Annotated in this window: 16 protein-coding genes; 10 read left to right on the top strand and 6 right to left on the bottom strand. The window is 62.0% G+C overall.

Features of this window, described 5'->3' with window-relative positions:
- Positions 1-36: 36 nt before the first annotated feature.
- From B6V72_RS15440 to B6V72_RS15450, 3 genes are read left to right on the top strand one after another with little or no spacing between them, the layout of a single operon-like run.
- Positions 37-1335 carry a flagellar hook protein FlgE gene (locus tag B6V72_RS15440; protein ID WP_075775841.1) on the top strand — a complete coding sequence of 433 codons (1299 nt, stop codon included), beginning with the start codon at positions 37-39 and terminating at the stop codon, positions 1333-1335.
- Between the two features lie 30 nt (positions 1336-1365).
- Positions 1366-2778: a flagellar hook-associated protein FlgK gene (gene flgK, locus B6V72_RS15445; RefSeq protein ID WP_088735956.1), complete on the top strand. Its 1413-nt coding sequence runs from the start codon at positions 1366-1368 to the stop codon at positions 2776-2778.
- Between the two features lie 12 nt (positions 2779-2790).
- Positions 2791-3858 (top strand): flagellin, encoded by a 1068-nt coding sequence (locus B6V72_RS15450; RefSeq protein WP_088735957.1) that lies wholly within the window; start codon positions 2791-2793, stop codon positions 3856-3858.
- 9 nt (positions 3859-3867) lie between these two features.
- Here B6V72_RS15450 and B6V72_RS15455 read toward each other — a convergent pair whose 3' ends face one another.
- Positions 3868-4620, bottom strand: a complete 753-nt coding sequence (locus B6V72_RS15455; RefSeq protein ID WP_088720407.1) for a response regulator transcription factor — start codon at positions 4618-4620, stop codon at positions 3868-3870.
- A 152-nt stretch (positions 4621-4772) separates the two neighbouring features.
- Here B6V72_RS15455 and B6V72_RS15460 point away from each other — a divergent pair, with 152 nt between their 5' ends.
- The 7 genes from B6V72_RS15460 to B6V72_RS15490 all read left to right on the top strand — a co-directional run bounded on the left by B6V72_RS15460 (position 4773) and on the right by B6V72_RS15490 (position 9520).
- The gene (locus B6V72_RS15460) at positions 4773-5930 is read left to right on the top strand and encodes a flagellar basal body P-ring protein FlgI (protein ID WP_088735958.1); all 1158 of its coding nucleotides are present in this window, start codon (positions 4773-4775) and stop codon (positions 5928-5930) included.
- The gene (locus B6V72_RS15465) at positions 5930-6247 is read left to right on the top strand and encodes a rod-binding protein (RefSeq protein WP_088735959.1); all 318 of its coding nucleotides are present in this window, start codon (positions 5930-5932) and stop codon (positions 6245-6247) included. The genes B6V72_RS15460 and B6V72_RS15465 overlap by 1 nt, the downstream gene beginning before the upstream one ends.
- A complete protein-coding gene (locus B6V72_RS15470; protein WP_088735960.1) occupies positions 6240-6737 on the top strand; it encodes a flagellar biosynthesis protein FlgI in 498 nt (165 codons plus the stop codon). The genes B6V72_RS15465 and B6V72_RS15470 overlap by 8 nt, the downstream gene beginning before the upstream one ends.
- Positions 6738-6857: 120 nt before the next feature.
- Positions 6858-7685: a flagellin gene (locus B6V72_RS15475; protein ID WP_088722923.1), complete on the top strand. Its 828-nt coding sequence runs from the start codon at positions 6858-6860 to the stop codon at positions 7683-7685.
- 159 nt (positions 7686-7844) lie between these two features.
- The gene (locus B6V72_RS15480; RefSeq protein WP_075775847.1) at positions 7845-8246 is read left to right on the top strand and encodes a flagellar biosynthesis regulator FlaF; all 402 of its coding nucleotides are present in this window, start codon (positions 7845-7847) and stop codon (positions 8244-8246) included.
- Positions 8247-8261: 15 nt separating this feature from the next.
- The gene (locus tag B6V72_RS15485; protein WP_075775848.1) at positions 8262-8696 is read left to right on the top strand and encodes a flagellar biosynthesis repressor FlbT; all 435 of its coding nucleotides are present in this window, start codon (positions 8262-8264) and stop codon (positions 8694-8696) included.
- Positions 8690-9520 (top strand): DUF1217 domain-containing protein, encoded by an 831-nt coding sequence (locus B6V72_RS15490; protein WP_075775849.1) that lies wholly within the window; start codon positions 8690-8692, stop codon positions 9518-9520. The genes B6V72_RS15485 and B6V72_RS15490 overlap by 7 nt, the downstream gene beginning before the upstream one ends.
- A gap of 24 nt (positions 9521-9544) precedes the next feature.
- Here the strand turns inward: B6V72_RS15490 and B6V72_RS15495 are convergent, their stop codons facing one another.
- The 5 genes from B6V72_RS15495 to fliF all read right to left on the bottom strand — a co-directional run bounded on the left by B6V72_RS15495 (position 9545) and on the right by fliF (position 14273).
- Positions 9545-10561 (bottom strand): flagellar motor switch protein FliG, encoded by a 1017-nt coding sequence (locus B6V72_RS15495; RefSeq protein WP_075775850.1) that lies wholly within the window; start codon positions 10559-10561, stop codon positions 9545-9547.
- 124 nt (positions 10562-10685) lie between these two features.
- A complete protein-coding gene (gene fliP, locus B6V72_RS15500; RefSeq protein ID WP_088735961.1) occupies positions 10686-11549 on the bottom strand; it encodes a flagellar type III secretion system pore protein FliP in 864 nt (287 codons plus the stop codon).
- Complete coding sequence (locus B6V72_RS15505; protein ID WP_075775852.1) at positions 11546-11947, bottom strand: FliM/FliN family flagellar motor switch protein; 402 nt, start codon at positions 11945-11947, stop codon at positions 11546-11548. The genes fliP and B6V72_RS15505 overlap by 4 nt, the downstream gene beginning before the upstream one ends.
- Complete coding sequence (locus B6V72_RS15510) at positions 11948-12598, bottom strand: FliH/SctL family protein (protein ID WP_088735962.1); 651 nt, start codon at positions 12596-12598, stop codon at positions 11948-11950.
- Between the two features lies 1 nt (position 12599).
- Positions 12600-14273: a flagellar basal-body MS-ring/collar protein FliF gene (fliF, locus tag B6V72_RS15515; protein ID WP_346394432.1), complete on the bottom strand. Its 1674-nt coding sequence runs from the start codon at positions 14271-14273 to the stop codon at positions 12600-12602.
- Between the last annotated feature and the right edge of the window lie 159 nt (positions 14274-14432).

Genomic DNA, 14432 nt, shown 5'->3' on the forward strand with positions numbered 1-14432 from the left:
GGACCCCTTTCTCTTCGGACATGAGAGGATAAAACCATGAGTATTTCGAGCGCAATGCAGACCGGTGTGAGCGGCCTGAATGCGAACTCCGTCGCCGTTGGCGAAATTTCCGAGAATATCGCGAATGCGAACACCACGGGCTACAAGCGCAGCTTTGCCCAGATGGTGACCATGACGCCGACCGGCGGGCTCAACGCGCCATCCGGGGTCAATGCCGTCGTCTCCTCCGATCTGCAGAATGGCGGCGCGGTGATCCCTACCAACTCGCCCACCGATTTCGCGGTGAACGGGAACGGGTTCTTCGTCGTGTCCAGCAACGCCAATACCAGTGTGCAATCCGATTACGTCATGACGCGCGCCGGCTCGTTCCAGCCCGACGAGAACGGCAACCTCGTCAATTCGGCGGGCTACTTCCTGTCCGGCTATCCTTACACGGACGTCAAACTTGCCACGATCGACGGCAACAGCTTCAACGGTCTGAAGACGGTGAACGTCACGGACGCCACGCTGAGCGCGAAGGCGACCACCTCGATCGGGGTGCAGGGCAATCTTCCCTCGCAGGAAACCGGCAACGCGACGCCGGGCGCGCCTTTCACCTCCTCGTCGCAATATTACACGCCGCTCGGCGCGGTGAAGCGGCTCGAATATTCGTGGCAGCCGACCTCGACGCCGAACCAATGGGACATCACTGTCTCCGATGGTGACGGCGTGCCCTATGGTCAGGTGACGGTCGATTTCGCCCCGGGCGGTGCCAATGCCGGCGCGCCGATCAGCTATTCCGGTGTGACCAACCTCGCCACGGCCCCCGGCGCTTTCTCGATGGACACGACCACGGGCGTGATGAGCCTGACGATGAATGACGGCGGCACCACGCAGCCGATCGAGATCGGGCTCGGCGCATTGAACAGCTTCGACGGGATCACCCAGTTCGCTGGCGATTTCACGCCCCAGAAGTTCACTGCAGACGGCTCCTCGTCCGGCGCGCTGACCCGGATCGAAGTCGACGATACCGGCACGATGTACGGAATCTTCGACAACGGGCAGCGCCAGCCGCTCTACAAGATTCCGCTCGCCCATGTGGAGAACCCCAACGGCATGCAGGAGATCGACGGCGACGCCTATCGTCTGACCCGCGACAGCGGCGCCTACACGATCCACAAGGCGAACGAGGGTCCGGTGGGCACGATCAGTTCGGGTGCGCTCGAAGGGTCGAATGTCGATATCGCGCAGGAACTGAGCGATCTGATCCGCACCCAGCGGGCCTATTCCACCAACGCCAAGATCGTCACCACGATGGACGAGATGCTCGACGAAACCACGCGCCTCAAGCGCTGATCGTCACGCTGAGAAGAACGGAGCAAACCGATGAGCTTGACGGGCGCCCTCCAGGCGAGCACGAGCGGTCTGCGCGCGGCGCAGATGCAGTCGGAAGCGACCTCGCGCAATATCGCGAATGCGAGCACCGAGGGCTATGTGCGCAAGGAACTGCCGCAGGTCACTATCTCGGGCGGCCTCGTGCAGACCGGCGAGGCGCGGCGCGACGTCGACGCCTCGCTCAACCGCATGTATCGCCAGCATTCTTCTGCCATGGCACGCGAGCAGGCGATCTTCGAGGCGGTGGGCGAATATACCGCGACCCTCGGCCAGCCGGGCGATGGGCTGTCGCCCGCGGATCGGCTGACCGACCTGCGCAGCTCGATGATCGCGCTGGCGAACAATCCTGGCAACAACGCGGCGCAGAACGGAGTGGCCTCCGCCGCGCAGGAGATGGTGACGTCGCTCAACCAGAGCAGCGACATGCTCGCGCGGATCGGTGGCGAGGTTGATATGGAGATCAAGTACGACGTCTCCGATTTCAACGAGACGCTGCATAAGATCACTTCGCTCAACAAGCAGATCTCGGATGCGCAGCCCGGCTCGCTCGGCGCGGCCGATCTCGGCGACCAGATGGACGTTCTGGTGGAAAAGGCGTCGAAGTTGATCGATATGCAGGTGCGCCGCTCCACCGATGGGCGGGCCACGCTCTACACCGCGGGGGGCACGCCGCTCGTCGATGGCGATCAGGCAAATTACGTCACCTATGACAAGGTGGCCGGAAAGCTGTTCGCGGGCAAGGCGGAGATCACCCCGGAATCAACTGAAGCGCGCGGCTTCCAGAATGGCAGCATTGCCGGGCTGTTCGCGGTGAAGAAGGATGTTCTGCCGCGCTTCCAGCTTCAGCTCGACGAGATGGCGCGCGGCCTCGTGCAAGGGTTCGAGGGGGCGGATGCCTCGCTCGCTCCGGGGCAGGCGGGTCTCTTTACTGACGCTGGTGCGGCTTACGATCCCGCGAAGCTCGACGGGCTTGCCGGACGGATCGCCGTGAGCGCAGCCGTGGACCCTGCGCAGGGCGGGCAGTTGTCGCGACTGCGCGACGGGATCGGTGCGACCACGCCGGGCGCGGCCGGGGATTCGACCCAGATCGAGGCCTTTGTGTCGATGTTCGACGCCCCGCTTTCGGCGAATCCGGACACCGGGCTGGCGGCGTCCCTGTCGTTGCGCGACTACGGCAGCAGCATGATCTCCGCGCAGGAGTTCGAGGGCACCCGCGCGCAGGAGCGTTTCGCTGCCGCCCGCACCGCCGCTGAAACCGTGAACGGTACGCGTCAGAGCATTCAGGGCGTGAATATCGATGACGAGATGCAAAAGCTGATCACGATTCAGCAAAGCTACGCCGCCAATTCGAAAATGATGACCGCCGTCATGAAGATGATGGACACGCTGCTCGCCGCCGTCTGAGGAGACTGAACGATGATCCCCCTGATCCGGAATTCGCTGTCGACCCTGCAGATGAGCATCATCTCGCGCCGCTCGGTCGATCGCACCACGGCAGAGCTGCAACGCACGAGCGACGAGGTCGCGACCGGGCGCAAATCCGATGTCTACGCGGATATGGGGGCGAAATCGGCCTTCGTCCTCGCTCTGGAAGATCGCGCGACCACAAATTCGAATTACGTCACCTCGAACAAGCTCCTCGGAAGCAAGCTCGATATGATTGCATCGAGCGCGTCGACGGCGCGCGGGGCCGCGCAGGAGGTGCTCGGGCTCGCCGTCGGTAACCTTGAGCAACCCGGCGCCGCGGCGGCGACCCTGCAGCAAAGCGCCCGCGCCGCGCTCGACACCATCATGACGAGCCTGAACATCTCGCTCGACGGCGAGCACCTGTTCTCCGGCGTCGCGTCGGACAAGCCCGCGCTGCGGGGCTATGATGTGGCGAATGGTGCGACGGGCCTGTCGGCAAAGGATGTCCTGGCGGGCATCGTCGGTGGCGGCCCAGCGGATGCGACCCAGGCGGCGGCGATGCTGTCGCAGATCGACAGCGTGTTCGACGACAGCAATGCCGATCCGGCCAAGCGCTTCAGTTCTACCTTCTTCAAGGGCGACGCGACGAGTGGAGCGGCGCGCAAGTCGGCGTTGATCGGGGATGGCGAGACGCTTGATTACGGGATGCAGGCGAACGATCCCGAATTCCGCAACATCATCAAGGGGCTCGCACTCTTCGCCTCGACCGACGTCTCGAAGATCACGGATCGGGATGCCTATAAAAGCTGGGTGGCGGCCGGGGTCAAAGCATTGAGCGATGGGGTAGAGGGGCTGCGCAATTCCGAGACCGCCCTGGGTGCGAAGCAGAAGCGGCTCGACATCAAGCTGACGCAGCAGCAATCGATGGATGCGGTGCTCAACAGTCGGCTGTCGGATTATGTCTCGGTCGATCCATATGAGGCCGCGACGCGGATGACGGCACTCCAGACGCAGCTCAACGCGAGCTACAGCGTTGCCGCGCAGATGTCGAAACTGTCGATCCTGAATTATCTCTGAGCCGCGCGTTTATCGCGCGGCCACCGTGCGGCGCGAGTCGGTCTGCTCGTAAGCGGCGATTTTCACGTCGCTCGTGCTGTCCAGTTCGCTGAACTTGTAGCCGCGACCGTAGACCGTCTCGATATACTGGTGGCCGCTTTCGGCCGCGTCGGCGATCTTCTTGCGCAGCTTGCAGATATAGACGTCGATCACCTTGTCGAAGGGCTGGTCGTCGCTCATCCCGTAGACCGCGTCATAGATCGCGCCCTTTGCGATCACCTTGTTCGCGTTCAGTGCCAAGTGCTGGAAGATCGCGTGTTCGCGGTTCGACAGTTTCAGCCGCACACCGGAGACAAGCGGGTCGCGCCCGTCGAAGAAGGCGGTGATTTCGCCGACGCTGATGCTCTCGGCGGCGTGGCCATAGGAACGCCGGATGATCGAGTTGATCCGCGACAGCGCCTCGATCCCCTTGATCGGGCTGACCATGACATCGTCTGCCCCGGCATCGAGCGCCTCGGAGGCGTCGCGCGAGTTCTTGAAGTCCCGCATCACCAGTACCGGGTTGCGGCAGCCGCAGCTGCGGATGGCCCGGATGTAATCGGTCACTTCGGGGCAGTCGCCGATCAGGATCGCCCGCGTGTCGACCCCCTTCTGGTTTAGCGTGCTGAGATCGGACGCGAAGAAGGACGCAGGGATGAGGACAGGCTGCAACCCAACGCTCTCCAGCTCGCCGAGCAGGCCGCGAACACGGCCATCGCGAGGCTCAAAGACGTAAATATTCATACAGGTCTCCATCCCGGGCAAGTTTCTCGCACAAGCGGCAAGCTCACGCTAAGTTGCCACAAAGGATTAGTCAAGAATAGTACCGATTTATATTGGACACTATTCGCGTTTTACTTTAATTTAATGAAATGTGTCGGTGACGTGAGGAAACTATGCTTGCTGCCTTGTGCCGAAAAAGTCGTCGGGCGTCGCTTTCTTGCGCCGGGTTTCGCGGAGCGCTCGTCGCGCTCTCCGTCTTTGCGGGGGTGCTCAGCGCAATCCCGGCCACCGCACAGGTCCGGATCAAGGACATCGCCAGTTTCGAAGGCGTGCGCGAGAACCAGCTCGTGGGCTACGGTCTCGTCGTTGGCCTGAACGGGACTGGCGACACCCTCAACGGCAGCCCTTTCACGAAGAAGTCGATCGAGGGGATGCTCGAGCGGCTCGGGGTCGGCAATCTCTCCGGCGATGCGATCAAGACGAAGAATACGGCCGCGGTGATGGTGACGGCCAAGCTGCCGCCCTTCGCCCGCCGTGGTTCGACGATCGACGTGACGATCTCCTCGCTCGGCAATGCGGACAGCCTGCGGGGGGGCACGCTGATCGTGACGCCGCTCGTCGGCGCCGACGGTGAGATTTACGCCGTGGGGCAGGGGCCGGTCTCGGTTGCGGGCTACAGCGCGAAGGGCAACGCGGCGAGCATCGTGGACGGTGTGCCCACGGTCGCGCGCATGGAGAATGGCGCAATCGTCGAGAAAGAGATCGATTTCGAATTGAACTCCTTGAACTCGGTGCGTCTCTCCCTGCGCGAGCCGGATTTCACGACGGCCTCCCGGGTCGCAGGGGTGATCAATGACAAGCTCGGCCACAACACCGCGCAGATGCTCGACCCCTCCACGATCGAAGTGCAGGCGAAGGGCAAATATGGTGTGCCGGAGCTTCTGGCGATGATCGAGAACCTCCCCGTCACGCCCGACTCCGTGGCGAAAGTAGTGGTCGACGAGAAGTCCGGAACGATCGTGATCGGCGCCAATGTGCGGATCGATCAGGTCGCGATCAGCCAGGGCGGGCTGACCGTGAAGGTCAAGGAAAGCTACGCGGTCAGCCAGCCGAAGCCTATCTCCATCGGGCAGACGGTCGTGGTGCCCGAAACGGATGTGCAGGTCGAAGAGCGCAACACTCAGTTCAGCGTGCTCCAAGGGGGTGATGTCAGCCTTCAGGACCTCGTGGACGGTCTCAATGCGATCGGTGTCGGCGCGCGGCAAACCATCTCGATATTGCAGGCGATCAAAGCCGCCGGCGCGCTTCATGCCGATCTGGAGATCATCTGATGAACCCGCTCGGTCCGTCGAAGCCATTTCTCTCGGCTGCGTCTCTCAAGGCGCCTGCTGCCTCCGGTGCGAAGACGCAGGATGCGAAGGAAATCGCCAAGAATTTCGAGGCGACCTTCCTGCAGCAGGCCGTTGGTGAGATGATGAAGACCGTGAAGATGGGCGGACTGGATGGCGGCCACGCCGAGGAGATGTGGAAGTCCTTCCTCGCGCGCGGCATCGCGGATGAGATCGCCGCCTCGGGCCGGACCGGGATCGCGCAAAGCGTCGAGCGGATGATCGGCGCCTATACTTCGAACGGAGAAGATCATGGCTGAAGAAACTCCGTCGCGTTTTCGCAAGCGGATGCAAGCCCGGCGCGACGATATCTCCGCCGACGGGCCCGTCCTAACCGAGGAGGACGACGCCAACCTCGCCGCTTTCGAGGCGAATATCGATGCGACGCTCGATCTGTTGCATGAGGAAATCGCGGCGATCGAGGCGGGACATCTCGACCGCGTCACGGAGCTTTATGATCGCAAGGCGGACCTTCTGAAGCGGATCGAGCTGAAGATCCCTGTGATCGAGCCGTTTCTGGAGGCGTCTGAGCAAGCCGCGCCCGCACTTCGCGAGAAGCTCCGCCAGCTGAAGGTCGCCGTGCAGGACAATAGCGTTCTGTTGTCGCGGATGTCCGACGCGACCCGGGACATCGTGCGCGAGATCGAGAAAATCCGGAACCGGCACAGCCTCGACGGTCTCTATGGAAAGAGTGGCAAACCGGTCACAGGACAGGATGGTCCACAGATGCATATCGATAAGGAATTCTAAGTTTCGGCCAAACGTTAACCCGCGCTTAATCTTCGGTCCAAAGTTCCTCTCCACGGCTCGCGCCGTTTTTCTGTCAGAAGACGAAAACAAAATATCTTTCAGAATGAGGAGTGACCAGAAATGTCGTCCATTCTTACCAATACCTCCGCGATGAATGCTCTTGCGACCCTGCGTTCGGTGAACAAAGGTCTCGAAGACACGCAAAACCGCATCTCGACCGGCAAGAAGATCAACTCGGCGAAAGACAACGCCGCGTATTTCTCGATCTCGGAATCGATGAACAGCGACAGCGGCATGTACAAGTCGATCAACGAAGGCCTGACCCTGACCAAGAACTCGGTTTCGACCGCACGTCTCGGCGCAGAGTCGGTAAAGGATCTCGCCCAGCAGTTCGTCGAGCGTGTTTCGTTCGCGCAAGGCGATGCGGTGGATCATGCTGCGGTTCAAAAGGAACTCCGCAGCATCGTTGATCAGATCGGCACCACGATCAGCCAGGCAACCTTCAACGGTGACAGCCTCGTCGACGGCTCGGCCAACGTGACGGTCGTCACCGGGATCAGCCGCGCAAGCGGTTCCTTCGCAACGACGTCGATGACCTTCCAGGCGGTCGATCTCTCATCGCTTCAGGCGACGCTGAGCGGGATCGACATCTCTGGTGGTTCGGCGGCGGTTCTGACCAGCGCGCTGACGAGCGCCCAAAGCGCTCTCTCGACGGCGATCGACAACGCGACCTCGCTGGGCGTTGCGGAGAAGTCGCTGGAAGCTCAGCAGAACTTCCTTGGCAAGCTGACCGACAAGCTCGACACCGGTGTCGGCAACATGGTCGATGCGGACATGGAGCAGGAGGCGGCTCGCCTGCAGTCCTACCAGGTTCAGCAGCAGCTCGCGACGCAGTCGCTCTCGATCGCGAACCAGGGTCCTCAGAACCTTCTGAGCCTGTTCCGCTAATCGGTGGCGATGAACTGAATGGAAAGGCCCCGTGCAGTGCGGGGCCTTTTCTTTTGTCGCGTCTGAGTTGTCTTTTCTCCCAAAGTTTAAAAACGCCTTTAACCGGGTCGTGCTAAGTTCGGGCAAAGAGAACAAAAGAATATCGAGAGGAGAGCTTGCATGAGCGTCGCCGCGTATAAGCGAACCATTTCCGAAACCGAGTCTCCGCGGCAGATCGAGCGTCGTATCCTGTCGCGCGTCACTGGCGAGCTTGAGGCCTTTCTCGTCGATTATGACGAGGCGCCACGGGCCGGACGGGGGGCGATCCTCGCGCAGGGGCTGCGCACCGCGCTCTGGGAAAACGAACGCATCTGGACGGCATTGCGCGATGACCTCGCGGAGCCTGCGAACCAGTTTCCCGCCGAGTTGAAGGCCGGGCTGATCTCGCTCGCGCTCTGGGTCGAGCGGCAGACGCAGATGGTGATGGGCGGCGGCGGCGCGGTTGCGCCGCTGGTCGAGGTGAACCGCAACATCATTCGCGGGCTCAGCGGCGACGCGGGCGAGCCGGTGGCTGCGGAATAAGAAGGGGCGCGGGTCATGGCATTACGACTGACGTTGAAACCGAACGAGCGGATCGTGGTCAATGGATGCGTCATCCGGAATGCCAACCGCCGACAGACGCTGCAGATCGAGAACACTGCCGACGTGATCCGGGCCGAAGACCTGCTGGATGAAAACTGCGAGCCGACCCCGGTGAAGCAGGCCTATTTCCTGATCCAGACCGCGCTGATCCGCGCCGATACCCGCGACACGCTGGTGCCGGTCATTCAGGAGAAGCTCGCCGATCTCGCCACGATCTTCAGTGCCGCCGTGGTTGGCAGTGTTTTCGAGGCCGCGAACTGGGTGTCTCAGGGCGATTATTACAAAGCGTTGAGCGCGCTGCGCCCGGTCATGCGCCGCGAAGAAGAACTGTTCGCCCGCCTGTCCGCAAACACGAGCGCGACGGCGGCGCTGGAGGGCGAAGAATGCTGACGATTTCGGGCATGAGCAGTCGGCTCGCGCTGAGCCTGATCGATCGGACGCAGGCCAAGCAACTCGATCAACTGGCGCAAGAGCCGCAGCATGCGCGCGCGATCAGCCGTTTCCGCGAGAAGATCGGGGATATCCATACCGCGGCCGACTTGGTGAAGGATTACGACGCCTATAGTTTCGTGATGAAGGCCTTCGATCTGGAAGACCAGATGTTCGGCAAGGCGATGATGCGCGAAATCCTGTCGAGCGATCCCAATGACAAAAGTTCCCTCGTCAACAGGCTCACCGATCCGCGGTTTCGCAAGCTCTACGATGCGCTCGGGTTCACCAATGGCGGCACTGCAAACGCGAATACCTCCTCGGCCTCGTGGCAGGACAAGATCGTCGATCAATATGTCAGCCAGCAGTTCATCAATGGTGAGCGCGACCAGAACGAGACCGTCGGGTCCGTGCTCGAATTCCGGCAGAAGCTCGGCGGCGTCAAAACATGGTATTCGGTCCTGAAAGACAAGGATATGGCGCAGTTCATGCGCACCGCTTTGGGGATCCCGAATGACGTGGTGAAGCTCGATGTCGAGCGGCAGAAACAGATTTTCGAGGACAAGTTCGATCTTGCGAAACTCAAAGACCCGAAAGAGGTCGATGATCTGGTCTCCCGTTTCGTCGCTGTGTCCGATGCGAATAACTTCTCAATCGGAGGGGCGGCGGGGAATGCTGCGGTGACGCTGATGCAAGGCGCGGTGCAGGGGGGCTCGGGCCAATTCGTGCCCGCGACCTTCGATTTGACTGCGATCGCTACCTTCTCGGCTTCGCGCTACCGGTAAGCTGGTCGCCGGTCACGGACGGCTTCAGTCGATAATCACGTCATCATCGTCGAGCGGAATCCGGATTTCGTCCTCGCGCGACAACTCGAGCGCATAGTCCACAAGCGCGGATTGCGCTTCTTGCACCTCGCGCCCGCGCACCGGGCCCATCGCGGTCATTTCCTCGTTCAGCATGTCGCGCGAGCGGGCGGGCAGGGCGCTCAGGAAGTAGTCGCGTACCTCCTTCTTGGCCCCGCGCAAGGCGAGCGGAAGCGTTTGCCCTTCGACCCCGCGCATGACTTTGACGAGGCTCTGCTGGTCGAGCTTGCACAGATCGTCGAAGGTGAACATCTTCGCCTTGATCGCACCGAACGCCTCGGGAATACGTTTTTCCAGACGCTGGGTGATGTCGTCGAACAGCTTGCTATCGAGCTTGTTGAAGAGATCGGCCATGCGCTGCTGCGGGTCCGGGCCGGTATTGCGCGTCGCCGAGCTCATGAACTCTTTCTGCAACGTTTCTTCGATGTTCTGGAAGACATAGCGCGGCACGGTCTCGATGCCGATCATCCGCTCCAGCACTTCCATCATGCGCTCTTCGCCCAGAAGCGGCAGCACTTTCGAGGCGACCTCGGGTTTCACCTTGCTCAGGATCGCCGCGACCGTCTGGTCGTGCTCTTCCTTGAGATAATTTGCGATGATCTGTTCGTTCAGCGCCGAGAAGTTTTCCCAGATATTGCGTCCTACCAGCGGGCCCTGAATCTCGTTCATGATGTCGGAGACGCGCTCGTCGGGGAGGAACCCTTTGAGCATGCTCTCCGCCATCTCCATCGAGCCCACGAGGCCGCCGCCATCGCCTGCGGTTTCCATGAACTCGCTCATCACCTCTTCGACGATATCGGCGGGGATCGTACCAAGGGACGAGATCGCATGGGTGATCGAATGGATGTCGTAATCGTCGAGCCGCTGCATGAGCCCTGCGCCGTGTTTCTCCCCGAGGCAGAGGAAAAGAATCGCTGCCTTCTCTGGGCCACGCAGTTTCTTGTAATCCCGGGAGGTTCTCATCGTCGGCGCTCGATCTGTTCTGAGGTCTAGGCAAGGATAGCAGGCTATCCTTGTATTCTCAATCAAGATCGCCCGCTATTCTTTGTAGTGATGTGTTTTCTAAGGATAGGGGCGGCGTAGAGGCTTAGCCACCCCCGCCATAGGCGACGTAAGATTGCATCATGCTCCCTGCGAGCATGTACCAGCCGTCGATCAGCACGAAGAAGATGACCTTGAAAGGCAACGAGATCATCACCGGCGGCAACATCATCATGCCCGCACTCATCAGCACCGATGCGACGATGAGGTCGATCGCGATGAAAGGCAGATAGATCAGGAAGCCGATCGTGAAGGCGCGCCGCAGCTCGGAGATCATGAAGGCGGGGACGAGGGTGCGCCAGTTCGCCTCCTCCGCCGTGGCAGGCGCGGGCATCTCGGGCGCGGGTTCGGCGTTTTGCCCCGCTTCGTTGTCGCGGACGAGATCGGCGAAGAGCTTCAGGTCCTTCGGGCGCGTATTGGCGAACATGAAGGCCTTGAACGGCGCGCCGATCCCGACGAGCGCCTGTTCCTCGGTCACCGTGTTGTTCAGAAGCGGCCGCAGCCCCCCGGTCCAGGCATCGTCGAAGACCGGCTGCATCACGAAGAAGGTCATGAACAGCGCCATCGCGCTCAGCACCATGTTCGGCGGCGTCTGGTTCAGCCCCAGCGCTGAGCGCAGCATCGAGAAGACGATCACGAAGCGGGTGAAGCTGGTCATGACGACAAGGACGCCCGGCGCGATGCTGAGCACGGTCATCAGCGCGATCAGCTGAATGATCCGCCCGCTCAGGCTGGCCGATGCATCGCTGCCTGGCGCGGCATTGTTCAGCCCCTGCGCTAGGTCGCTCAGCAACCCGCCCGCCTCCTGCGCCTCTGCGCCGCTGCTGAACGCGAGCGACGCTACGAGCGTCAGGGCGACAAGTGGCAGGCCGGGTTGCGCCGTCAGAAATCGCTTCGTGAGGTGGATCATCGTTTCGGGACGTAGTCTTTGACGATCTCGGTGAGCGTGACGCCGAGCCGGTTGTCGCCCACTTTCACCAGATCGCCCCGCGCCACCAGCCGGTCGTTGATCACCACGTCGACCGGCTCGCCAATCTTTTTCTCCAGCTCGATGACCGAGCCGCGACTCAGGTTCAGAAGCTGCGAGATCGGGATACGGCTCTGACCCAGCACGATCTGCACCGAGAGCCCGACATTGAGCATCGCGTTGACGTTCTGCCCGTCGGCATCGCTCTCGGCCTGTTTGCTGGCGAGCGTATGCAGCAGGGTCTCGGCTGCAGCGGCGCGGGCTTCGCCCTGCGTCGGCTGGGTTCCGGTTTCCGGCGTCTCAGGCGGCTGCGTGGATTCGGGCGTATCGTTGTCGGACATTTACACGGCTTTCCTGATTGGTGTGGCTTGGGGAGAGATCGTCTGCCGCAGGGCGATGAGGATACTGCGGCAGACCGTCTCGAAGCTGTAATCCATCACGCCGTCTTCCCAGTCGGCATGGATGTCGCCATCGGCAAGCGCCGGGTCCGCGACGATGTTCAGGGCGGGGCTGTTCGGCCCGGCGCTGGCCTCGATCACCGGCGTCAGCCCCGCGACATTGGCGGGGGAGAGGCGGATCGTGAGGCTTGGTTTGCGCAGCGCGATTTCCATCGCCCGACGGATCTGGGTCTCGACCCGCGCGGTCGAGCAGCTCTCGATGAATTCGGGGAAAACCTTCTCGCAAACGCGCAGCGCGAAGCCGCAAAGGTGTCGCTCCAGTGCTGCTTGATGAGCTAGCTGGTTGCCAAGAAGTGCTGTGATCTCCGGCGAGAGCTTTTCCAGCGCCTCGGTCTGGCGTGCCTCGAGCGAGGTCGTGATCTCGGTGGTAGCCTCGTTGCAGCCTTGCGCACGGCCCGCCTCAAACCCTTGGGCGCGCGCGTCCGCCGCCGCGGCATCGAGATCGGCCTGAGTGAAGACCTTCAGCCGTTCGGCGGCGCGGCGGGCGTCTTCCGCCTGCATCTCTTCATCGAAGTCTCGCTGGAAAACCGTCATGTCATGCCTCGTTGAGCAGCCAGCCGCGCAGGACCTTGAGGGCCTCTTGCGGTTCTTCTTCGGCGATCTTCTGGATTGCCGAGACCTTGCGCTTCAGGATCGCGCCGCTGATCGCGAAGTTGGTGACGAGCTCCTCGTCCCTGGCGGGGTCGTAGCGCTCCGCACGTTGGACGTGCGCTGCGGGCTCGGCGGCCTCCTGCGTTCGGGGCGCGACGGCACTGGCGGGCGCTGCGGGCAGGTTGTTGCCCGCGGGTGCTGCTGCTTCCGCCTCGCCCTCGGGGGCTGCGAGCGCCCCGGCACCGGGCGCCTCGCTCAGCCGCGCGCGTTCGCGGTCGGCCCGGTTCAGCAACGGGCGCAGACCGAAGACAAGCACCGCGACCACGATCAGAAGGGCAAAGACCCAGCGCAGGATCGACACGATATTGTCGGAGAGCCGCTGCATCAGCGTCGGGCCGACCGGGCCGCCGACTTCCATCGAGTAATCGATGAAGCGCAGGCTATCGACTGAGACTGTATCGCCGCGATTCTGGTCGTAGCCGATCGCCGATTTCACCAGTGCGGTGAGACGCGCGATTTCTTCGGGCGAGCGCTGTTCGTATTTCAGCGAGCCGTCGTCCTGCACGTTGTATATGCCGTTGACCAGCACGGCGACCGACACGCGCTTGACTGCACCCGCTTCGGTCGTCGTCTCGCGCCGTGTGTTGCCGATTTCGTATTGCACCGACTCGCCGTTCTTGCTGCGGCTGTCGGTCGTGCTGCTCGCGCCGGGGCCGCCAAGCGCGCCAGGGATGTTGTTTCCGGTGTTCACACCCGCATCGCCATTCTGCACACCCTTTTGCTGCTCGGCGTTGTTCTGGGTGGAGCGCACGACCTGCTGATCGGGGTTGAAGCTTTGCTGCACCACGACTTCACGCTGGTTGGACAGGTCGACATTGACCTGCACGCGGGCATTCCCCGCACCGACACGCGCCGTCAGGATCTGCTCGATCGAGCGCGCCATCCGGTCCTCGGTCGCGGCCTTGTTCGACTGGAGCGTCGCTTGCCCGGCCGCATCCGAATTCTCTGCGAGAATCGTTTCGCCGCTGGCCGAGAGCACCGTCACCCGGTTGCCGTCGAGATTGGGCACCGCCGCGGCGATCAGGTTGCGAATCGCCAGCGCCTCCTTGCGGCTGATGCCGCGGGTGGAGGCGGCGCGCACGATGACGCTCGCGCTCGGGTCGGGGCTGGTGCGCGAGAAGGCTTCGCGTTCGGGCAGAACCAGATGGACGCGGGCGCTGCGCACCCCGTCGATGGTCTGGATCGAGCGCGCCAGCTCGCCCTCCATCGCGCGCAGACGGTTCACATGCTGCATGAAGGTGTTCATGCCAAAGCCGCTTGCGTTGTCGAAAAGCTCCCAACCGGGTTCGCCATCCACTGGCAGGTTCTTTTCGGCCAGCGCCATGCGGGCGCGGGCCATGTCTCCCTCCGGCACCGACACCGCGCTGCCGTCTGCAGACAGTTGCGTCTTGAACCCTGCCTGTTCGAGTGCGTCGACGATTCCGGCTGCGCTGGAGGGCGAAAGCTGGCTGTAGAGCAGCTTGTAGTTCGGGGCGGTCACGACGGATAGGCCGAAGACCAGCGCGAACACGCTGACGACGCCGACGGCCCCAAGCATCAGCAGCTTGCGCCGTCCCAAGGATTGAAGATTCCGCAAGAATTGCTGCACGGCGAACACCAGTTATTCTTCATCTACGCAATAGAAGGTATTCTATCTTTGTATTGCAAGTAAAGTACGGATGTATATACTTCACGACATCCAATGAAGATCGGGTTTTATCTTTAAGTTCGACGAAGA

Source organism: Thioclava sp. F34-6 (genome assembly GCF_002213235.1).
Taxonomy (GTDB): domain Bacteria; phylum Pseudomonadota; class Alphaproteobacteria; order Rhodobacterales; family Rhodobacteraceae; genus Thioclava; species Thioclava nitratireducens.